The following is an 18,808-nucleotide window of genomic DNA, read 5'->3' on the forward strand; positions in this document are numbered from 1 at the left end:
GCTCCTGCCCCACACACGGCAAACCCACACCGCAAAGGCGCCACCTGACCGCGGGTCGCAGTTTGACCCCGGCGTGTCGTGAAAGTACTGGACAGAGCTGTCCAGTATTTCGCACCCTGCCGACAATCAACAGTGAGTCGACGGGGACGGAACATGAATTCGCAATACCGGGTTGTCGTGATTGGTGGCGGTGTGGTGGGGGCTTCGGTCCTGTATCACCTGGCAAAGATGGGATGGACCGACGTGGTACTGATCGAACGGTCGGTCCTGACCGCCGGGTCAAGCTGGCACGCCGCAGGCGGCATTCATGCCCTGAACGCCGACCCGAACATGGCGGCGCTTCAGGCCTACACCATCGATCTGCTGAGCGAGATTGAAGAGGAAAGCGGCCAAAATATCGGGCTGCACATGACCGGCGGCCTGACGCTCGCGGGCACGCCAGAACGCTGGGAATGGCTGCAATCGGCCTACCGCGTCTTCCAATCCATCGGGATCGAGGATTGCGAACTTCTGACCCCGCAACAAGCGCAGGAACGCTGCCCCATCATGTCAACAGACGGCGTGCTGGGGGCTATGTGGGCCGACCGCGAGGGGTATGTGGACACCACCGGCACCGTGCACGCCTATGCCACAGCGGCCAAGAAACGTGGCGCATCCGTCTTTGAACACACCAAGGTCGAAGCAATGGAACAGGTCCATGACGGCTGGATCGTCAAGACCGACAAGGGCGACATCCGCTGCGAACACGTGGTCAACGCCGCAGGCCTCTGGGCCAAGCAGGTGGGCCGCATGGCGGGCGTGGAATTGCCGGTCTCCCCGCTCAAACACCACTACCTGATCACCGACCAGATCCCCGAAGTCGCCGCGCACGACTTTGAGATGCCCATGACCGTGGACCTCGAAGGGTTCACCTATATGCGGCAGGATCAGAAGGGCATCCTGATCGGGATTTACGAGATTGAGCATCAGCACTGGGCCATGAATGGCGCGCCGTGGAACTATGGGATGGAGCTGTTCCAGGAAGACCTCGACCGGATCGAGAACGAGCTGATGCTGGGCTTTGCCCGTTACCCATCCGCTGAAAACGTCGGGATCAAGACATGGGTCAACGGCGCCTTCACCTTCTCACCCGATGGCAACCCGCTGGTCGGACCAGTCCCGGGCAAACGCGGCTACTGGTCCGCCTGCGCCGTCATGGCCGGGTTCCTGCAGGGCGGCGGCGTCGGCAAATCGCTGGCCGAATGGATGATTGAGGGCGAGCCCGAGGCCGATGTCTACTGCATGGACGTCGCCCGCTACGGTAAGTTTGCCGAGAACAAGCAGTACATCAAGGAAACCACCGGCCAGTTCTATTCCCGCCGCTTCGTGATTTCCTATCCCAACGAACAACTGCCTGCAGGTCGTCCACTCAAAATGGCCCCGGCCCATGACGCGATGACCGCTGCGGGCTGCCGCTGGGGATCAAGCTGGGATCTGGAAACGCCGCTCTACTTCGCGCCGTCTGAGGATTTTGAGGAGAACCTGACGCTCAAGCGCTCAAACGCGCATCAAATCGTGGCCGCCGAATGCAAGAATGTGCGCGAGAATGTCGGCATGGTCGACATTACAGGCTTTTCCCGGTTCGAGGTGACAGGACCCAATGCCGAGGTTTGGCTGAACAACGTCATGGCCTCGAAACTGCCCGCCCCCGGTCGTGCCAAACTGGCGCCCATGCTGGGCGAAGACGGGCGGCTCAAGGGCGACCTGACCGTCCTCAACTGGGGCACAGACTCGTCTGGACACTGCACGTGGTGGATCATGGGCTCCTACTACCTCCGCGCCTGGCACATGCGTTGGTTCGACGACCACATGATCGACGGCGTGCAGGTGCGCGATCTGGGTGAAGACATGTGCGGCTTCGGCCTGACCGGCCCCAATTCCCGCAAGGTGATCGAGAAACTCTGCCATCAGGACATCGGCGCGCTCAAGTTCATGGGCTGCGGCGACTTCGATGTGGGCATGATCCGGGCCAAGGTGGCGCGCATGTCTGTCGCGGGTGAGTTGGGATATGAGATCAATTGCCGCTACGGCGACCACGTCAAATTGCGCCGGATGCTGCTCGAAGCGGGCGAGGAGTTCGGCCTGCAAGAATACGGCTTCAACGCCATGCTGTCGCTGCGGCTGGAGAAATCCTTTGGCATCTGGTCAGCCGAATTCACCCAAGGCTACACGCCCGGCATGACCGGCATGGACCGTTGGATCGACTGGGACAAGGAGTTCGTGGGCAAGGCCGCTGCCGTGGCCGAGCGTGACGGGAATGGCCCTGCGCAAAAGCTGGTGACGTTTGAAATCGATGCGGATGATGCAGACGCCAGCGGGTACGAACCCGTATGGAGCGGCGAAAAACGCGTGGGCTTCGTCACCTCGGGCGGCTACGGGCACACGGTTCAAAAATCACTCGCCATGGCGTTGGTTGACGCCGATTCAGCAGCCGAGGGCACGGACCTGAAGGTCCACGTCGTCGGCGTGGAACGGTCCGCCAAGGTAATCGCCCCCTCACCCTACGATCCGACAGGCAAGGCAATGCGGGGATGACCGACCTCCCCCGCCGTCGCCGCGGTCGTGGTGCGCCACCACAAAAAGCGCGCACCACCAACTACCGCAACCTGCGCAACCCGTTCTCCCCGATGAACGTGTTCTCGGACGATCGGATCGCGGCCATGCACGAGGCATCGCTCGACGTGCTGGAACGGCTGGGGATCAAGGTGCTCCTTCCCGAAGCCCGCGCCCAATTCAAAGCAGGCGGCGCGCGTGTCGATGACAGCACCGAGATGGTGCATATCGGGCGCGAGATGGTCGAGGCGGCACTCACCACCGCACCCAAATCCTTTCCCCTGATTGCGGGCCATCCCGACCGCAGCTTGGTGATGGAACTGGGGTCCATGATCTTCCAGCCCGGTGCGGGCTGCCCCCACGCGACGGATCTGGAACGGGGCCGCCGCCCAGGCACCGAACAGGATTTTCGCGAACTGATCACGCTGACCCAGCACTACGATGTCCTGCACATGATCCCGCCACTCGTTGAACCGCAAGACGTGCCGATCCACCTGCGCCACTACGCCATGACAAAAGGGCAGATGGAGCTGACTGACAAGCTGCCCTTCATCTTCTCGCGCTGCACCGGTCAGGTCGAAGAATCCTTCGAAATGCTGCGTGACTTTCGTGGTCTGTCGGATGCGGACTTCGCCGCCAACTCGCACTGCTACACGATCATCAACACCAACTCGCCCCGGCAGCTGGACATCCCCATGGCGCTGGGTGTCATGGACTTCGCCCGCCACGGCCAGATGGCGATTATCACGCCATTCACTCTCATGGGGGCCATGGCGCCGATCACAGTGGCGGGCGCCATGACGCTTAGCCACGCGGAGGCTCTTGCCGCCATCACACTTGGCCAGTTGGTCAACCCCGGCGCGCCCGTCTGCTACGGCACATTCACCTCGAACGTGGACATGAAATCAGGCGCCCCCGTCTTTGGCACGCCCGAACACTTCAAAGCATCCCTCGCCGCTGGCCAACTCGCCCGCCACATCGGCCTGCCATGGCGCTGCGCCTCCGGGTCAGCCGCAAACCTTGGCGACGTGCAGGCCGCGAACGAAACGCAATTCGGCACATGGGGATGTTTGTTGGCCGGGGCCACCGTCACGCTGCACGCCGCCGGTTGGCTCGAAGGCGGCTTGACCATTTCCTATGAAAAACTGATCACAGATGTTGAGGTTTTGCAGATGGTGGCCGAACTATGCGCCGCAACTCCAGCAGACGAGGCAGAAATCGCAATGGATGCATTGGAGGAAGTACAACCCGGCGGCCACTTCTTTGGCGCCGCCCACACGATGGAACGCTACGCGACCGAGTTCTATGAACCCGTAGTTGCGGATTTCGCCAATTTCGGCACGTGGGAAGAACGCGGCAGCGTCGATGCCACAACGCGGGCAACGGAGATCTGGAAAAGCATCCTGCGCGACTTTACCCCACCCATCACCAATGAGGACAGGATGGAGACCCTGCACAAATACATCGCAGACCGGACAGCCGCAGGCGGCTGCGCCCCCACAAGCTGATGTCAGAACCGCTTCTCCACCGTGATGACCCAGCCAAGGACCCGCTGGTCGGCAACATCAAGGTCACCCGCCAGGACTGGCTGAACGCAGCCCTCTCTGTCCTCAAGCAAGGCGGGGTCGAGGCTGTGAAAGTGGCGGAACTGGCCGGGCAAATGGGTGTCTCACGGTCCAGTTTCTACTGGTATTTCAAGAACCGCACCGACCTGCTGAACGCCCTGCTCGATCATTGGGAACACACCAATACGGCCGCCATGGTCGCACAGGCAAACGCCCCTGCTGACACCATCACCGAAGCCTGCTGCAACGTCTTTCGCTGCAACATCAACACCGCGCTCTTCGACAACCGGCTCGACTTTGCCATCCGCGACTGGGCACGGCGCTCCGACCGGGTCAATGCGGTGCTCAAAGCCGGCGACGACGCACGCATCGCCGCGCTGACACACATGTTCCTGCGGTTCGACTACCCCGAACTTGAGGCCAAGGCGCGCGCGCGGGTCATCTATTACATGCAACTTGGCTACGATGACGCCAACCTTGGCGAAACGCTGGACGAACGGCTGGCGATGGTGCCGGGATACCTCGTCGCCTATACGGGCCACACCGCGTCAGATGCGGAAATCAAGGCCTTCGCTGCCTACGCCCGCGACGTCACCGGCCACACCGACCCTGCTTGACCTTTCCCCAAAATAGTTATGTCGTATGACAAATATCGGGGAGGGTATCATGCGCACTCAGGTCGTCATCGTCGGCGGTGGGCCGTCCGGCCTGTTGCTGGGCCAACTGCTCTACAAGGCCGGGATCGAAACGGTCGTTCTTGAGCGCAAATCGCGTGAATATGTTCTTGGTCGCATCCGCGCAGGCGTGCTGGAACGGGGCCTAGTCGGTCTGATGGGCGAAGCCGGTGTGGACACCCGGATGAAGGCCGAAGGCTTCGCGCATGACGGCACGCTCATCGCCTATGACAACGACATGTTCCGCGTGGATTTCACCACCCACACGGACGCAACGGTTCTGGTCTACGGACAGACCGAAGTGACGCGCGACCTTTATGATGCTCGCGATGCAACAGGCGGCGATACGCGGTTCGAGGTCGAAGATGTCGTGATCCATGACGCCGACACCGACGCGCTTTATGTCACCTTCTCCCGACACAGCCAAAACCACCGGATCGATTGTGATTTCGTGGCGGGTTGCGACGGGTTTCACGGTGTCAGCCGACAGACAATTCCAGAAAGCGTGCGGCAGGAGTATGAAAAGGTCTATCCCTTCGGCTGGCTCGGCATCCTGTCCGAAACACCACCCGTGAACGATGAACTGATCTACGCCAACTCGGATCGCGGCTTTGCCCTCTGCTCGATGCGGAACGAAAACCTCAGCCGGTACTACATCCAGTGTGACACATCAGATGACCCGTCCAACTGGACGGACGACGCCTTCTGGGACGAATTGCGCCGCCGCATCCCACCGCAGGCCGCAGACACACTGATCACCGGCCCCAGCATCGAAAAATCCATCGCGCCGCTGCGCAGCTTCGTGTGCGAGCCGATGCGCTGGGGGCGTCTGTTCCTGTGCGGCGACGCGGCCCATATCGTTCCACCGACCGGAGCCAAGGGCCTCAACACCGCCGCATCAGACGTTCACTATCTGAACCAGGGACTGCGCCAATTCTACGGAGAGGGCGACAGCAACGGGATCGACCGTTACTCGGAACGCGCCCTGGGCCGTGTATGGAAAACACAACGATTTAGCTGGTGGTTCTCGACCCTCATGCACCACTTCCCCGGACAAACCGCCTTCGACAAGAAAATGCAGTTGGCCGAACTTGCCTTCCTGCGCGACAGCCAAGAGGCGCAAGCGGCAATGGCGCTCAACTATGTTGGTCTGCCGTACTGAATTGGAAACGCGTCACCGCCGTTGCCCGATCAGAATTCAAAGGTGGGTCGGCGACGATAGACCAGACCAATGTGCGTCACATGCCAACCTTGCGCAGGAAAGATCGGTCTCAGAAACCCGAAAAAGCAGTACAGCCCCGCACCGTCATTTGCCCGTCCCGCACCCGCACCAAATTGCCGCCCGCCTTCGTGGGCAGCTTGCCGAAAATCTGGTTAATTTGGCCCAAACCGACCGTGCGCAAGGCCAAGTCCCTGACGCCATTACAAATTCAGAAAACCACCAAGATTCCGTGACGCCACCGAACAGGCTGTCCCCGCGGGGACAAATCAGTCAAACAAGCTCCGCAGCCCCTTTTTGACCTCATCTTCCAGCTTCCGTTTGGCCGCACCTTCCAGGTCCTGGCCCTCATCGGTGACACCCAGTTCCTTGGTCACTTTCTCGCGGACCTTGTCCTTGGCCCTGGCTTCGATCTTGGCTTTCTCGGCCTCGAGTTTTTCGTCCAGCTTCAGGTCAATGGCCGAGTCCAGATCGGGCAGAATGCTGGGGTCGGCCCAAGGTCCCCGAATGCGCACGGGGATCGCCAGATCGGGGCCATCATCGCCTTTGAGTGCCGTGGGTGTGAACAGATAGTCGATGTCCTGCTGGCCCAGTCCAACCCGGCCAGCACCCCGCGCCTCGAAGCTGCGCAGCACGACAAGAAGGTCATCGTTCAGAAGGTTACCGCCCTCCATTCGGAAGCTTGCGCTCATGTCTTCGAACACCGTTGTGCGTCCGTTGCCACGACCAAATTTCAGAAGACCATCAAGGTCCAGCCCTTCGATTGTGCCGCCCGCGACATTGAATGACCCATTGCCCGAAAGGGACTTCATGATCGCGTCCACGTTGGAACCGACGCCAAGAAATTTCACCTGCGCATTGGCTTTGCCGGTCAACATCTCAAGGTCCGCGGCATCCCGCAGGAAGGGTTGCAGGCCAAGGCCCCGCGCCGTCAGGTTCCCGCCCACGCTCAGACCCGAGCGGTTGTTGACCACAAACTCGCCCGCCAAGGTGCCATTGTAGGCGGCGACCTCGCGCAGTTCGAACACCATGCGACTGTTATCGTTGCGCAAAAGGGTGCGCGTCGGCCCCAGTTTGAATTGGCCAAGGTCGATGGAAGAGGCGGCCAATGCGATCTCACCATTGAACCCCGCCAGCCCGCTGGCATCGATCGGATCCGTGGGCCAGCCGGTGCCTACCTCAGTCTCCGAGGAGGAGGAACTGCCACTACCACCCTCACTGGCCCCGCCGGTTGCACTGCTCAGGTCCAGCGCACCGGCATTCAGCTGGGCGTTGATTGTCGGTGTGCCGTTCAGGCTGATATCGGCCGCGCCAGTCACCATGTTGCCCATGAGGTCTGCCCGAAGATCGCGCAGGGACAGGCGTCGGTCGGCGGTGAGGGTGAGCTGCGTCGACATCTCGACCGACTCCCCCAGTTTTGCTGGCAGACCGGGGCGCGGCAGGCCCAAGGCGGCCATAAACGTATCGGTATCCGGCAGGTTCAACCCAAGCGTGCCTGCAACCTCTCCGGCGGTGCTGGCGCGTCCGTCCAGCGTCAAGAGCCCCCCACCTGCTTCGATGGATGCCTTGACGGGTTGCACCTGTCCCGCGATGAAGCCCGCGAACCCGCCAATGGTGGCGTCTACCTCAACCGGTGTCCCCGAGGGGCGCAGGGTCGCGTCGATGGTGGCCGGGCCCAGACGCTCGGGCCAGTCAAGAAACAGGTCCACACCTGAATATGAAAGCGTATCTGACCCTTCCGCAGCATAGACCAACGTGGCGTCCGTGATCTGTAGCTTCTGGATCGACAAAGGCTGCGCGTCGCGGGTGGGTGCCGTCTCGGTTTCGATCTGCGCCTCTCCACTGGCATCGGTGAAGACCCAGCTTGCCCGCCCATCAGCACGACTTTCGAGCCGGATGGTGGGGCGCGTTGCTTCGATATTGGTGATGCGGATTTCGCGGTCGCGGATATAGGCCATGAGGTCCACGCCAATCGCAGCATTCTCAGCCGTGAGCATGGGCCCCTGTTCGGACCATTCGGCATTGCCAACCTCAAGCCCATCTGCCCGCACACCCAACACCGGCCACAGTGTCATCGACACCCCGGTGATGGTCACGTCACGCCCCGTTGCCTTTCGGATCTGGTCAGCAGCGATGACGCCGATGCGGTCGGCAGGCAGGAAGAACAAGGACACGACGGCCACAAGCACAAGAACCAGGACAAACCCGATGAGGCGCAAAATCCATTTCATGACGACTGCTCCGTTCTGACGACGTATTGAGACCAGCGTAACGCAGCGCACGCATAGCACCCAACCCTTTTCCCGGGCCACCACATCACATATGAGGCAAGCCATGAGCACAAACCCGCCTGATCTGCGCCCCGATATTGCCCCCAAAGCCACGCTGGACGGCACACGCCGCCCCGGCCAGCCCACAATCGGGATGGTCAGCCTGGGCTGTCCCAAAGCCCTGGTCGACAGTGAACGCATCCTGACCCGGCTGCGGGCCGAGGGCTACGGCATCTCGCCCGACTATTCCGGCGCGGATGCGGTGATCGTGAACACCTGCGGTTTTCTGGACAGTGCCAAGGCCGAAAGCCTTGATGCCATTGGCGAGGCGCTGGACGAGAACGGGCGCGTGATCGTCACCGGCTGCCTGGGCGCGGAACCTGAGTACATCACCGGCGCACATCCCAAAGTGCTGGCCGTGACCGGGCCGCATCAATACGAGCAGGTGCTGGATGCCGTGCACGCGGCGGTGCCGCCAGACCCGGACCCGTTTGTCGATCTGCTGCCCGCGCGCGGCGTCAGCTTGACCCCGCGCCATTTCAGTTACCTCAAGATTTCAGAGGGCTGTAACCACAAGTGCAAGTTCTGCATCATCCCGGACATGCGTGGCCGCCTTGCGTCCCGCCCTGCTCATGCCGTTGTGCGGGAAGCCGAAAAGCTGGTCGAGGCCGGAGTGAAGGAACTGCTGGTCATCTCTCAGGACACGTCGGCCTATGGCGTCGATATCAAACATGCCGAGGATAGGGGACACCGCGCGCATATCACTGATCTGGCCCGCGATCTGGGATCACTGGGCGCGTGGGTACGGTTGCACTATGTCTATCCCTACCCCCATGTGCGCGAGCTGATCCCGCTGATGGCGGAGGGGCTGGTGCTGCCCTATCTGGATATTCCGTTCCAGCACGCCCACACAGATACGCTGCGCCGCATGGCACGCCCTGCTGCCGCCGAACGGACGCTGGACCGGATCGCCGAATGGCGGTCGATCTGCCCTGAGATTACTCTGCGTTCGACATTCATCGTGGGTTATCCCGGTGAAACGGAAGAGGAATTCCAGACCCTTCTGGACTGGATGGACGAGGCGCAACTGGATCGCGTGGGATGCTTTCAGTACGAAAACGTGGAAGGCGCGCGATCAAACGCCCTGCCCGATCACGTGGCGCCTGAACTGAAGCAGGAACGCTGGGAGCGGTTCATGGAGAAGGCCGCGGCCATTTCCGAAGCCAAGCTGGCCGCCAAGGTGGGTCAGCGCATGGACGTGATCGTTGACGAGGTGGACGACGAGGCCGCCACCTGCCGGACCAAGGCAGATGCGCCCGAGATCGATGGCAATCTGTTCATCGACGAGGGGTTCGAGAATTTGACCCCCGGCGATATCGTCACCGTCGAGGTGGACGAGGCGGGTGACTACGACCTGTGGGGAAAGCTGGTGACAGCGGGCTGAATAAGGGCCCGGTTGCACCTATCCATATTCAACACATTCGCGGCCTTTCCCCACAAACCTTGCGTTTTGGTTAATTTGTTCTATATTTGTTCTCCACCCTGGCGAAAGCAAGGAGAACAGATATGTCGATCCATCCTACCCTTCCCGGCCTGTTCGAGCCGGTGCAGACGGCCCTGCCTCTTGACGCGCAGCCTGCAACGGAAAAGCAGATTGTCTATGCCCGGACGCTGGCTGCAAAGACGGGCCGCCCCTTGCCTGCGGCACTCTTCCGTGACCGGGCGAGTTTGTCGGCGTGGATCGATCGGGCCAAGCCCAAAGCCCAAGAGGGCCGTTTTTCAGCTTATCCCAGCGCAAAGCAGGTGCAGTTTGCCGAACGCATTGCCCGTCTGAAGCGCCGCCAGATCCCGGCGGAGTGTTTCAAGGACAAGGTGATGATGTCGCGCTGGATTGACGGGAACAAACCGCGGTAAGTGCGGCGCTTTGTCTGTAGAGCCGCGCTGGTGCGGCTCTATATTTGCATCATGACTGAAGATACCCGGGTGCTTTATAACGCAGATTGCCCTGTCTGCAGTTTCGAGATTGACCACTATGCCAAGTATAGTGAGGGCCGTGCCCTGCCCATCCGCTTTGAAGATCTGAATTGCATCGATATGACGGATTGGGGGCTAAGCCGGGACGAGGCGGCGCGCCGTCTGTACGTGTTGCGGGGTGGTCAGATGTATTCGGGCATCCCGGCCTTCATCGTGCTGTGGCAGGACATGCCGCGTTATCACTGGTTGGCACGGATCGTGTCGCTGCCCGGTCTCCATTGGCTGGCGTCCAAAGCATATGACCATGTGTTGGCGCCGCTGATCTACCAGTGGCACCTGCGGCGTCAGGCGGCAGCAACGTCAACTGAATCGTGAGGGTTTGTGCCTAGACTACGCGCATCTCACAGGTCAGGCTGCCCAGATGCCATACCCAAATTCCGTTCGTGAAACCCTTGCCGATGCTTCTGTTCATGTTCTTGGTCTGACAGCCGGGATCACAGCAAGTGCAATGCTGTTGGTTCATGTTGTGCAGACCCAAGGGGCGGCACAGATTGCTGCGACCAGCATCTATACCGGCCTTGCGGTCTTTGCCCTTGTGGCCTCTGCGGCCTATCATCTGCTGCCGTGGGAGCGGTCGCGTCCGGTGTTTCACCGGGTCGATCATGCCGCTATTTACCTCAAGATTGCGGGCACTTACACGCCGCTGGTTGTCCTGATCGGGTCAGCCTTTGCTTACGTGGTGCTAGCCGCTGTCTGGATGGTGGCCCTGCTGGGGGCCGTGGCCAAGCTGAGCTTCTGGGCCACGGATGCGCGCGGGTCGCTGGCGCTGTATCTGGCGATGGGCTGGGCGAGCGTGCTGTTGATCTGGCCGATGTGGCAGAACCTGCCCGGGGCCTCGACCGCGTTGATCGTGGCGGGCGGCGGTCTGTATTCGCTGGGCACGGTGTTTTACGCGCAGAAGTCGCTGCGCTTTCAGAACGCGATCTGGCACAGCTTCGTTCTGGCCGCCTCCGCCTGTTTCTTTGGGGCTGTGGCCCTCGGCGTGTCAGTCTGAGCGGCGGGCCAGTTCGCCAAATGCTTCGGCGTTGCGGCAGAAGTCCGGCGTTTCAGATACTCGACCGGGCTGCATTTCCAGCCATTGCGCGCAGGCGTCAGGCTTTGTGCAACCCACACATTTCAGCACGAGATCCGAGATGTCGGAGGGTGTAAGATGCGCGCGCAGGGCGGCTTCTTGCAGGTCGACACCGCGGGCGGTGGCCATGCGGTCGACCAAATCGGCGTGGGTCTTCAATCGGGCGTCAGTCATCGGGCGTCCCTTTCGACGAGATCCTTGGATGGTTCCAGCCTGACGGGCGCGGTGCGGAAGGTCCTTGATCTAGATCAAAGCTGGTCGAGATAGGCGCGCACGCAGCTTTGCACATGGCGGAAGCGGTCACCGCCCAGATGTTTGCCGCCATACCAGCGGGTGACCACGACCAGGTGATCGGTCAGCACCTCGCGTTCGAGCATGCGCAGGATCACCATACCCGCGCCCGCCTCACCATCGTCGCCCTTGATCGGGCCACCATCGGAAAGTGCGGCACCCCACGTATTGTGGGTGGCCTTGGCATAGACCCGATCGCGTTTGAGGTCTTTTAGTGCAGCGTCAATGTCGGCCCGCGATATGACGGGACAGCCGGACACGGCGTATTTCGAGCCGCGGTCAGTCAGGATGTGCCCAAGCTGCTTCAAGGTCGGGTTTCCCAGACCCGACAGACGGGCCCGCATGTGCTATCCCCGCTGCATTGATTGATTAAAGACAATTTCAAACCGGGGATTTTCCCATGACGTTTTCAATACTGCCGCCGATGCCCATTTATGAGCTGATCGGCATTCTGGGCTTTGCCCTTTATGTGACGAATTACAGCCTTTTGACCACCCGCTGCCTAAGCAGCGATTGTCTGGCTTATTTCTGCATCAACCTCGTTGCCGCAAGCTGCGTGTTGCTGGGGCTGATGGCCAGTTTCAATCTGGCCTCGGCCCTTTTGCAGATCTTCTGGGTGGCGATGTCTCTTGTCGGCATCCTGGTCCGATTGAAACGCCGCGGTGCATCCGCACCGGTCTAAAGACCGGCGGCGGTACGGCGCACGGTTTCGATGCGCTGCGCGTTGGGCGGGTGCGTCCCGAGGAATCGGTCACCAGGATCGGGGATGCGGTTGAAGAACTCGGCTCCGTTGACCGGATTATAGCCCGCGGCGGCCGTAATGACGGTGCCCAGCGCGTCGGCCTCAAGCTCGAAATCCTTGGAATAGGTCCGTGCGCCCACCTGCGCCCCGATCCGCTGGGCGGACTCGATTGCAGTTGCATCACCGCCGGTCAGCGTTGTGGCCAAACCGCCGAAGATGACCGCCCCTGCAGCCGCATTCTGTTGCTGCCGCGCAATGTGGCCGCGCACGTGGTGCGCCGCTTCGTGGCCCATGACAAAGGCCAGCTCATCCACGTTCCGCGCGTCGTCGATCAGCCGCTCTGTGAACACCAGCAGCGGGCGGCCATCGTCATCAAGCGTTTGAAAGGCATTGGAAGGGGCGTTTGGCCGATCATCCACGATGATTCTGAAATCGCAGTTCACGTCCCGCGTCCGGGCACGGCATTCGCGTTCAGCCACGGGTTCGACACGGCGCACTACCTCGGCAAAGGCACGAAGGGATTGCTGCCGCGAGCCCAATTCATCTGGCACGCTCTGCGTGGCGGGCGCGGGGCCACCGGTGGGCGCTGGCGCGATTACCACATCATCGCAGGCGGCCACGAAAGCCAGTGTTGTCAGGGCGGCCAAGAGACGCGTGATCAAGGCGATGTCCTTTCGTAGAAAACGCAGTAGATACTATCACGCATGTTGGCAGCTTCCAGCCCTGTTCACGCAGCCGTGTGCCCCTTTGCAACTCTGCGCGCATGGCATACGCTTAAACCCATGTTTACAATCGAGCATGAATTCGACGCCACAGTCGTCACGCTGGTGGATGACGGGGCCGCCCCGCTGCAGGAAGATGTTGTGATCAACTCGTTCGCCGAGGTGATCACGGTCGAGCAATATGACCCGCGCACCGACAGCGTGGTCAAGATCACCCTGTCCCCGGAACAGGCGCGTGATTTGGCTGCGGCACTGGACTTGCCCGAAGGTGTGTATCAGTTGCGCAAGGAACCGAAGTGAAAAGGTCTGGACCCTTGACCTGTCTCTGCTAGCCTGCGGGTCAGTAGGGGAGGACTGATATGGCGACCGGCACCAAGATCCGCACATTCTTTGAAGGTGCATGGCATGATGAAGACGTTGCCGTCATGCGCGCCGCAGATCATGGCAGTTGGGTGGGCAGCACGGTGTTTGACGGCGCACGCTGGTTTGATGGCCGTGCGCCCGACCTGGATCTGCATTGCGCCCGTGTAAACCGGTCCGCTGAGGCGTTGATGCTGACCCCAACCATGGAAAGCGCAGATATCGTGGAGGCGATCCACGAAGGTTTGAAAGCCTATGATCCGTCCGATGCCGTTTACATCCGGCCCATGTACTGGGGTTTGGACGGCGATGCGTCAGGCATCGTGCCCAAGCCGGACGCCACCGGATTTGCCATTTGCCTCGAAGCGATCCCGATGGCTGATCCGTCCACGTCGATCACGTTGGGACGCACGCGGTTTCGCCGCCCCGTGATCGAAGACAACGTGGTCAACGCCAAGGCTGGATGCCTTTACCCCAACAATGCCCGTATGCTGGCCGAAGTGCGCAAGCGTGGCTTTCAGAACGCGCTGGTGGCCGATGCGATGGGCAACGTGGCCGAAAGCGCCACTGCCAACGTGTTCATGGTCAAGGATGGCGTGGTCTTTACCCCTATCCCGAACGGCACGTTCCTGTCCGGCATCACCCGCGCCCGCCACATGTCAAACATGCGTGCCGATGGGATGGAGGTCATCGAAAAAGTCCTCACATTCGAGGATTTCGAGGACGCTGACGAGGTGTTCCTGTCTGGCAATATGATGAAAGTCACGCCTGTGTCGGGGTTCGAGGACACGTCCTACCAAGTCGGTCCTGTCACCCGCCGCGCGCGAGAGATGTATTGGGATTGGGCCGCAAGCCATGGGTAAGCCGCTTGAGTTCTGGTTCGAATTCGCCAGCACATACAGCTATCTGAGTGCTGCCCGGATCGAAGATGCCTGTGCCAAGGCCGGGGTGCCGCTGGTCTGGCGATCCTTTCTGCTGGGGCCTGTCTTTGGCGCGCAGGGCATGACGGATTCGCCGTTCAACATGTTTCCGGTGAAGGGGGCTTACATGTGGACGGACATTGCGCGGTGCTGTTCCAATCTGCGGCTGCCCTTTGCCAAGCCATCCTCGTTTCCGCGGGGCAGCCTGCTGGCTGCACGCATTGCTGCGGCACATTTGGATGCCCCGTGGGTCGGAGCCTTTGTCCGTGCCGTGTATCATGCCAATTTTGCCGAGGATCGCGATATTTCGGACGACGACGTGATCGCCACCCTTCTGAACGAGATTGGACTGGATGCAGCGCCAGTGCTGGCTGCGGCCACCGCACCAGAAGGCAAGGCCCTGCTACGTCGTGCGACCGAAGAGGCGCTGGAACGTGGGATGTTTGGTGCCCCGAGTTTTGTCGTGGATGGTGCGTTGTTCTGGGGCAATGACCGGTTGGAACAGGCGCTTGCCCACGCCCGCGCCTCGTGATCACACGCGGGATTGCGCGCGCGCGGACGTTGGGCCATTGTGCCGGCACGTGAGCGGAGGACAGGATGCGCAAATTTCTGGTGGTGCTGGATGACAGCCGTGAGTGCCTGAACGCGATGCGCTTTGCAGCAATGCGGGCCAACCATACGGGCGGTGGCGTTGCAATCCTATCGGTGATCCCACCGGACGAGTTCAATCACTGGATCGGTGTCGGCAATGTCATGCGCGAGGAGGCCCGCGAGCGCATCCACGCCCATTTCGAGGTGTTCGCCAAGTGGATGCGCGACAAGCAGGGTATCGACCCAGAGCTGGTTATCCGCGAGGGGCAGGCCGTGGACGAGATCATGGCGCAGGTCCATGACGACCCAGAGATCGGTGTGTTGGTGCTGGGTGCTGGGACGGACAAAAAGGGCCCTGGCCCGCTTGTCACGCAGCTGAGCCGCAACGCAGGCAATCTGCCGATTCCGATGACTGTCGTGCCGGGCGATTTGAGTAAAGAGAAGCTGGAAGCCATCACCTGATCGCAATCTGTGTGTCCTCGCCCACTTTAGAATCGTTCCAAACCTTGACAGCGCGCCGTCGCATCCGCATATCCTAGTGTAACGCTCAGGAGCTGTGCCCATGTTCATCCAAACCGAATCCACACCCAACCCCGCGACGCTGAAATTCCTGCCCGGCCAGTCCGTGCTTGAAATGGGTACGGCCGACTTTCCAACCGCCGAGGCGGCAGACAAGTCACCGCTCGCCAAGCGCATCTTTGCGGTCGAAGGTGTGACGGGCGTGTTCTTTGGCACCGACTTTGTCACCGTGACCAAGGCGGATGCCGTCGATTGGGATCATATCAAGCCGGCCCTGCTGGGTGCGATCATGGAGCACTTCCAATCCGGCCAGCCTGTCATGGATGATGGCCACGCTCCGGCCTCCGGCCATGCAGAGCATGATGGTGAAGATGCCGCCGTTGTTGGTCAGATCAAGGAACTGCTCGACAGCCGGGTCCGTCCCGCCGTTGCACAGGACGGTGGAGACATCACTTTCCACGGCTTTGACCGCGGCGTTGTCTACCTGCACATGCAGGGTGCCTGTGCGGGCTGCCCGTCTTCGACCCTCACACTGAAAATGGGGATCGAGAACCTGCTGCGCCATTATATTCCCGAGGTGACAGAGGTACGCCCTGTTGCCGTCTGACACTGCCGGGCCGATCACGGCCCGATGCTATTGCGGTGCGTCCCGACTGACGCTGGATAAGCCACCTTTCACGGTGGCTTATTGCCATTGCGACGATTGTCGTCGCTGGACTGGCGCGCCGGTCGCGGCCTTTGCCGCCTTTGATCGGGCCGATGTGATCGCACAATTGCCGGATGCATTTCGGGGTGCCGCTGGTGTCGAACGCTGGACATGTCCCACCTGTCATGCGCCGCTGGGCGCGGCCTTCGACTACTTGCCGGACCAGATCTATGTGCCTATCGGGATCATTGATCAGGCGGAGCAGCTTGCACCCGCGATGCACAGCCATTCTGGCAGTGCCTTGCCGTGGCTGCATATCGATGACGATCTGCCGCGTTCCGATGCGTCGGCACGTGATGCTTTGAACACCGTGGCCGAATGACAAAACCTCTCATCCTTGGATTTGATACCTCCGCGGCCCATTGCGCGGCGGCACTGGTGCGCGGCGAGGCAGTTTTGACCGCCGTTGGCGAAGAGATGGCACGCGGGCAAGCCGAGCGACTGATGGGCCTGCTTGAAGAGGTCCTGGACTGCCAGGGCGTAAGCTGGGCCGATCTGGATGCACTGGCCGTGGGAACCGGGCCGGGCAACTTCACCGGCATTCGGATTGGCGTGTCGGCGGCGCGCGGCCTGGCCCTTGGGCTCGGGTGCCCCGCCTACGGCGTCACAGGTTTCGAGGCTCGGACGCGGCTTGCACCAGACGGCACGACCGTCGCTATCCCGGCCCCCCGTGACATGGCTTATGTCACGGAGAGTGGCAAAGCACAGTTGCGACCCGTTGCGGAAGTCTCGAACCCAGCGCCGCATCCTGCCCCCGCAGAACTGGCCACCGCGATCGCACTGCACGCCGCCTCTGTCTGGCCGACCAAGACACCGCCACCTGCCCCGTTCTATGTCCGTCCACCGGATGCGGCACCGGCGCGGGATGCACCGCCACCGATCCTGCCATGACACCGGACACACTTGCCGCTTTACATGGGGCTGCCTTTACCCGCGAACGCCCATGGTCAGCGCAGGAGTTCGTCGATCTTTTGGCGAATCCCCACACGCATCTAAACACGGTCCCGCATGGATTCGCCCTTTGGCGTGGGATTGCAGCGGAGGCGGAACTGCTGACCATCGCCGTTGACCCGGCGCATCAGGGCCAGGGAATTGGCACGAAGTTGATGACCTCTTGGATGTCAGAGGCAGCCACGACGTGCGCTAGCGCCTTTCTTGAAGTGGCATCGGACAACGCGAACGCCATTGCACTCTACACCCACCAAGGCTTTGAAATCATTGCGACCCGTCCGGACTACTACCATCGCCCGGACAGCCGTGCTGACGCGCTGATCATGCGCGCGGCCCTCCCCTTGTCTGTTCTCAAAAAATCCTCGGGAGGGCTTCGCCCGTAGGGCCGAGCGGGGGCAGACAGCCACCCTGCCTACCCAATCAGCTTTGCGCAAGGTTAGCCCCCTTCACACCCGCCCCATGGGTTAAAAAGCGGTTGACGCCCCCCCGCCCCTGCGGCCTAATCCCGTATGATCTTTTGATCCCGGGCGTTCGGTGGTCCGCCGCCACCGCCCCAACCATGATAAAACTGGGAGACCTGATAGATGACCATGATGCAGAAATTCCTTGGCGCGACTGCGGCCCTGGCCCTGTCCGCAGGTGCTGCGCTGGCCGAACCCGCGCTGATCTTTGATCTGGGCGGCAAGTTCGACAAATCCTTTAACGAAGCGGCCTTCAACGGTGCGAAACGCTGGGCGGACGAGACCGGCAACAGCTTCCGCGAGATCGAACTGCAATCCGAAGCCCAACGCGAGCAGGCCCTGCGCCGCTTTGCCGAATCCGGTGCGAACCCAATCGTCATGGCCGGTTTTGCCTTTGCCGATGCACTGGGTCAGGTTGCTTCTGATTATCCCGACACCAAGTTCACCATCATCGACATGGTTGTGGACGCCCCCAACGTCCGTTCCGTTGTCTTCAACGAGCATGAAGGCTCATACCTCGTGGGTATGATGGCGGCGCAGGCCAGCGAATCCGGCACGGTCGGCTTCATCGGCGGCATGGACATCCCGCTGATCCGCAAGTTCGCGTGCGGCTACGCCCAAGGTGTCAAGGCCGTGAACGCCGACGCAACCGTGATCGCCAACATGACCGGCACGACGCCCGCCGCTTGGAACGACCCTGTGAAGGGATCGGAATTGACCAAGGCACAGATCAGCCAGGGTGCTGATGTTGTCTATGCTGCTGCGGGTGGCACAGGCGTTGGTGTTCTGCAAACCGCGGCTGACGAAGACATTCTGTCGATCGGTGTGGACAGCAACCAGAACTACCTGCACTCGGGCAAGGTTCTGACGTCGATGATGAAGCGCGTGGACAACGCCGTCTTCCAGGCCTTTACCGATGGTGTAGACATGGAAACCGGCTTTAACGTCATGGGTCTGGCCAATGGCGGCGTCGGCTATGCGCTGGACGAGCACAACGCGGAATTGGTCTCGGACGAGATGAAGGCCGCCGTGGACGCAGCATCGGCAGAGATCGCGGGCGGCACGCTGACCGTTCACGATTATATGTCGGACGACAGCTGCCCTGTGCTGAACTTCTGA

23 protein-coding genes are annotated in these 18,808 nt (G+C 61.2%); 19 read left to right on the forward strand and 4 right to left on the reverse strand.

All coding sequences use genetic code 11. From position 1 onward, the window contains the following. Positions 1 to 153: 153 nt before the first annotated feature. From ACZ1HN_RS20375 to ACZ1HN_RS20395, 5 genes are all read left to right on the forward strand, one after another. On the forward strand, positions 154 to 2,574 hold the full coding sequence (locus tag ACZ1HN_RS20375) for a GcvT family protein (RefSeq protein WP_472728822.1): 2,421 nt from the start codon (positions 154 to 156) through the stop codon (positions 2,572 to 2,574). Beyond that, positions 2,571 to 4,100, forward strand: coding sequence for a trimethylamine methyltransferase family protein (locus ACZ1HN_RS20380; protein ID WP_472728823.1), 1,530 nt, complete (start codon positions 2,571 to 2,573; stop codon positions 4,098 to 4,100). Before ACZ1HN_RS20375 ends, ACZ1HN_RS20380 begins: the two co-directional genes overlap by 4 nt. Next, positions 4,097 to 4,774, forward strand: coding sequence for a TetR/AcrR family transcriptional regulator (locus ACZ1HN_RS20385; RefSeq protein ID WP_472729360.1), 678 nt, complete (start codon positions 4,097 to 4,099; stop codon positions 4,772 to 4,774). Before ACZ1HN_RS20380 ends, ACZ1HN_RS20385 begins: the two co-directional genes overlap by 4 nt. A gap of 49 nt (positions 4,775 to 4,823) precedes the next feature. Further along, positions 4,824 to 5,993: a 4-hydroxybenzoate 3-monooxygenase gene (pobA, locus tag ACZ1HN_RS20390; RefSeq protein ID WP_472728824.1), complete on the forward strand. Its 1,170-nt coding sequence runs from the start codon at positions 4,824 to 4,826 to the stop codon at positions 5,991 to 5,993. Between the two features lie 80 nt (positions 5,994 to 6,073). Then, positions 6,074 to 6,286, forward strand: coding sequence for a hypothetical protein (locus tag ACZ1HN_RS20395; protein WP_472728825.1), 213 nt, complete (start codon positions 6,074 to 6,076; stop codon positions 6,284 to 6,286). Positions 6,287 to 6,319: 33 nt separating this feature from the next. Here the strand turns inward: ACZ1HN_RS20395 and ACZ1HN_RS20400 are convergent, their stop codons facing one another. After that, positions 6,320 to 8,281 (reverse strand): AsmA family protein, encoded by a 1,962-nt coding sequence (locus ACZ1HN_RS20400; protein ID WP_472728826.1) that lies wholly within the window; start codon positions 8,279 to 8,281, stop codon positions 6,320 to 6,322. Between the two features lie 103 nt (positions 8,282 to 8,384). Here ACZ1HN_RS20400 and rimO point away from each other — a divergent pair, with 103 nt between their 5' ends. From rimO to trhA, 4 genes are all read left to right on the forward strand, one after another. Next, on the forward strand, positions 8,385 to 9,764 hold the full coding sequence (gene rimO, locus ACZ1HN_RS20405; protein ID WP_472728827.1) for a 30S ribosomal protein S12 methylthiotransferase RimO: 1,380 nt from the start codon (positions 8,385 to 8,387) through the stop codon (positions 9,762 to 9,764). Positions 9,765 to 9,886: 122 nt separating this feature from the next. Next, a complete protein-coding gene (locus ACZ1HN_RS20410; protein ID WP_472728828.1) occupies positions 9,887 to 10,234 on the forward strand; it encodes a hypothetical protein in 348 nt (115 codons plus the stop codon). A 51-nt stretch (positions 10,235 to 10,285) separates the two neighbouring features. Beyond that, positions 10,286 to 10,669, forward strand: a complete 384-nt coding sequence (locus tag ACZ1HN_RS20415; protein WP_472728829.1) for a thiol-disulfide oxidoreductase DCC family protein — start codon at positions 10,286 to 10,288, stop codon at positions 10,667 to 10,669. Between the two features lie 46 nt (positions 10,670 to 10,715). Next, positions 10,716 to 11,348 (forward strand): PAQR family membrane homeostasis protein TrhA, encoded by a 633-nt coding sequence (trhA, locus tag ACZ1HN_RS20420; protein ID WP_472728830.1) that lies wholly within the window; start codon positions 10,716 to 10,718, stop codon positions 11,346 to 11,348. On the opposite strand, the gene ACZ1HN_RS20425 is transcribed toward trhA, so the two are convergent. Both ACZ1HN_RS20425 and ACZ1HN_RS20430 read right to left on the reverse strand, forming a co-directional pair. After that, positions 11,340 to 11,600, reverse strand: a complete 261-nt coding sequence (locus tag ACZ1HN_RS20425) for a DUF6455 family protein (RefSeq protein ID WP_299698648.1) — start codon at positions 11,598 to 11,600, stop codon at positions 11,340 to 11,342. The two genes, trhA and ACZ1HN_RS20425, sit on opposite strands and share 9 nt — an antisense overlap. A 74-nt stretch (positions 11,601 to 11,674) precedes the next feature. Then, positions 11,675 to 12,061 (reverse strand): YigZ family protein, encoded by a 387-nt coding sequence (locus ACZ1HN_RS20430; RefSeq protein ID WP_472728831.1) that lies wholly within the window; start codon positions 12,059 to 12,061, stop codon positions 11,675 to 11,677. Between the two features lie 56 nt (positions 12,062 to 12,117). Here ACZ1HN_RS20430 and ACZ1HN_RS20435 point away from each other — a divergent pair, with 56 nt between their 5' ends. Further along, on the forward strand, positions 12,118 to 12,399 hold the full coding sequence (locus ACZ1HN_RS20435) for a CBU_0592 family membrane protein (protein WP_299599466.1): 282 nt from the start codon (positions 12,118 to 12,120) through the stop codon (positions 12,397 to 12,399). Here ACZ1HN_RS20435 and ACZ1HN_RS20440 read toward each other — a convergent pair. After that, positions 12,396 to 13,118 (reverse strand): M48 family metallopeptidase, encoded by a 723-nt coding sequence (locus ACZ1HN_RS20440; protein WP_472729361.1) that lies wholly within the window; start codon positions 13,116 to 13,118, stop codon positions 12,396 to 12,398. The two genes, ACZ1HN_RS20435 and ACZ1HN_RS20440, sit on opposite strands and share 4 nt — an antisense overlap. 123 nt (positions 13,119 to 13,241) lie before the next feature. On the opposite strand from ACZ1HN_RS20440, the gene ACZ1HN_RS20445 reads away from it, so the two are divergent. From ACZ1HN_RS20445 to ACZ1HN_RS20485, 9 genes are all read left to right on the forward strand, one after another. Beyond that, positions 13,242 to 13,481, forward strand: a complete 240-nt coding sequence (locus ACZ1HN_RS20445; protein WP_189370941.1) for a hypothetical protein — start codon at positions 13,242 to 13,244, stop codon at positions 13,479 to 13,481. A 59-nt stretch (positions 13,482 to 13,540) separates the two neighbouring features. Then, positions 13,541 to 14,404, forward strand: a complete 864-nt coding sequence (locus tag ACZ1HN_RS20450; RefSeq protein WP_472728832.1) for a branched-chain amino acid aminotransferase — start codon at positions 13,541 to 13,543, stop codon at positions 14,402 to 14,404. After that, entirely contained in the window at positions 14,397 to 14,993 is a 597-nt protein-coding gene (locus ACZ1HN_RS20455; protein ID WP_472728833.1) for a DsbA family protein, read from the forward strand. The genes ACZ1HN_RS20450 and ACZ1HN_RS20455 overlap by 8 nt, the downstream gene beginning before the upstream one ends. 65 nt (positions 14,994 to 15,058) lie before the next feature. Then, the gene (locus ACZ1HN_RS20460; RefSeq protein WP_299201441.1) at positions 15,059 to 15,514 is read left to right on the forward strand and encodes a universal stress protein; all 456 of its coding nucleotides are present in this window, start codon (positions 15,059 to 15,061) and stop codon (positions 15,512 to 15,514) included. Positions 15,515 to 15,614: 100 nt separating this feature from the next. Further along, positions 15,615 to 16,178, forward strand: coding sequence for a NifU family protein (locus ACZ1HN_RS20465; protein ID WP_299201438.1), 564 nt, complete (start codon positions 15,615 to 15,617; stop codon positions 16,176 to 16,178). Then, positions 16,168 to 16,599, forward strand: coding sequence for a GFA family protein (locus ACZ1HN_RS20470; protein ID WP_472728834.1), 432 nt, complete (start codon positions 16,168 to 16,170; stop codon positions 16,597 to 16,599). Before ACZ1HN_RS20465 ends, ACZ1HN_RS20470 begins: the two co-directional genes overlap by 11 nt. Beyond that, positions 16,596 to 17,168, forward strand: a complete 573-nt coding sequence (gene tsaB, locus ACZ1HN_RS20475) for a tRNA (adenosine(37)-N6)-threonylcarbamoyltransferase complex dimerization subunit type 1 TsaB (protein ID WP_472728835.1) — start codon at positions 16,596 to 16,598, stop codon at positions 17,166 to 17,168. The genes ACZ1HN_RS20470 and tsaB overlap by 4 nt, the downstream gene beginning before the upstream one ends. After that, positions 17,165 to 17,611, forward strand: a complete 447-nt coding sequence (gene rimI, locus ACZ1HN_RS20480) for a ribosomal protein S18-alanine N-acetyltransferase (RefSeq protein WP_472728836.1) — start codon at positions 17,165 to 17,167, stop codon at positions 17,609 to 17,611. Before tsaB ends, rimI begins: the two co-directional genes overlap by 4 nt. Positions 17,612 to 17,812: 201 nt before the next feature. Next, positions 17,813 to 18,808: a BMP family lipoprotein gene (locus ACZ1HN_RS20485; protein ID WP_299201426.1), complete on the forward strand. Its 996-nt coding sequence runs from the start codon at positions 17,813 to 17,815 to the stop codon at positions 18,806 to 18,808.

This window comes from Tateyamaria sp. GN1-10 (genome assembly GCF_055693845.1).

What these genes read in the sequence shown, in the direction of transcription:
- ACZ1HN_RS20375 (WP_472728822.1), top strand. Translation starts at nt 154, where the DNA reads ATGAATTCGCAATACCGGGTTGTCGTGATTGGTGGCGGTGTGGTGGGG.
- ACZ1HN_RS20380 (WP_472728823.1), top strand. Translation starts at nt 2,571, where the DNA reads ATGACCGACCTCCCCCGCCGTCGCCGCGGTCGTGGTGCGCCACCACAA.
- pobA (WP_472728824.1), top strand. Translation starts at nt 4,824, where the DNA reads ATGCGCACTCAGGTCGTCATCGTCGGCGGTGGGCCGTCCGGCCTGTTG.
- ACZ1HN_RS20395 (WP_472728825.1), top strand. Translation starts at nt 6,074, where the DNA reads ATGCCAACCTTGCGCAGGAAAGATCGGTCTCAGAAACCCGAAAAAGCA.
- ACZ1HN_RS20400 (WP_472728826.1), bottom strand. Translation starts at nt 8,281, where the DNA reads ATGAAATGGATTTTGCGCCTCATCGGGTTTGTCCTGGTTCTTGTGCTT.
- rimO (WP_472728827.1), top strand. Translation starts at nt 8,385, where the DNA reads ATGAGCACAAACCCGCCTGATCTGCGCCCCGATATTGCCCCCAAAGCC.
- ACZ1HN_RS20410 (WP_472728828.1), top strand. Translation starts at nt 9,887, where the DNA reads ATGTCGATCCATCCTACCCTTCCCGGCCTGTTCGAGCCGGTGCAGACG.
- ACZ1HN_RS20415 (WP_472728829.1), top strand. Translation starts at nt 10,286, where the DNA reads ATGACTGAAGATACCCGGGTGCTTTATAACGCAGATTGCCCTGTCTGC.
- trhA (WP_472728830.1), top strand. Translation starts at nt 10,716, where the DNA reads ATGCCATACCCAAATTCCGTTCGTGAAACCCTTGCCGATGCTTCTGTT.
- ACZ1HN_RS20425 (WP_299698648.1), bottom strand. Translation starts at nt 11,600, where the DNA reads ATGACTGACGCCCGATTGAAGACCCACGCCGATTTGGTCGACCGCATG.
- ACZ1HN_RS20430 (WP_472728831.1), bottom strand. Translation starts at nt 12,061, where the DNA reads ATGCGGGCCCGTCTGTCGGGTCTGGGAAACCCGACCTTGAAGCAGCTT.
- ACZ1HN_RS20435 (WP_299599466.1), top strand. Translation starts at nt 12,118, where the DNA reads ATGACGTTTTCAATACTGCCGCCGATGCCCATTTATGAGCTGATCGGC.
- ACZ1HN_RS20445 (WP_189370941.1), top strand. Translation starts at nt 13,242, where the DNA reads ATGTTTACAATCGAGCATGAATTCGACGCCACAGTCGTCACGCTGGTG.
- ACZ1HN_RS20450 (WP_472728832.1), top strand. Translation starts at nt 13,541, where the DNA reads ATGGCGACCGGCACCAAGATCCGCACATTCTTTGAAGGTGCATGGCAT.
- ACZ1HN_RS20455 (WP_472728833.1), top strand. Translation starts at nt 14,397, where the DNA reads ATGGGTAAGCCGCTTGAGTTCTGGTTCGAATTCGCCAGCACATACAGC.
- ACZ1HN_RS20460 (WP_299201441.1), top strand. Translation starts at nt 15,059, where the DNA reads ATGCGCAAATTTCTGGTGGTGCTGGATGACAGCCGTGAGTGCCTGAAC.
- ACZ1HN_RS20465 (WP_299201438.1), top strand. Translation starts at nt 15,615, where the DNA reads ATGTTCATCCAAACCGAATCCACACCCAACCCCGCGACGCTGAAATTC.
- tsaB (WP_472728835.1), top strand. Translation starts at nt 16,596, where the DNA reads ATGACAAAACCTCTCATCCTTGGATTTGATACCTCCGCGGCCCATTGC.
- rimI (WP_472728836.1), top strand. Translation starts at nt 17,165, where the DNA reads ATGACACCGGACACACTTGCCGCTTTACATGGGGCTGCCTTTACCCGC.
- ACZ1HN_RS20485 (WP_299201426.1), top strand. Translation starts at nt 17,813, where the DNA reads ATGACCATGATGCAGAAATTCCTTGGCGCGACTGCGGCCCTGGCCCTG.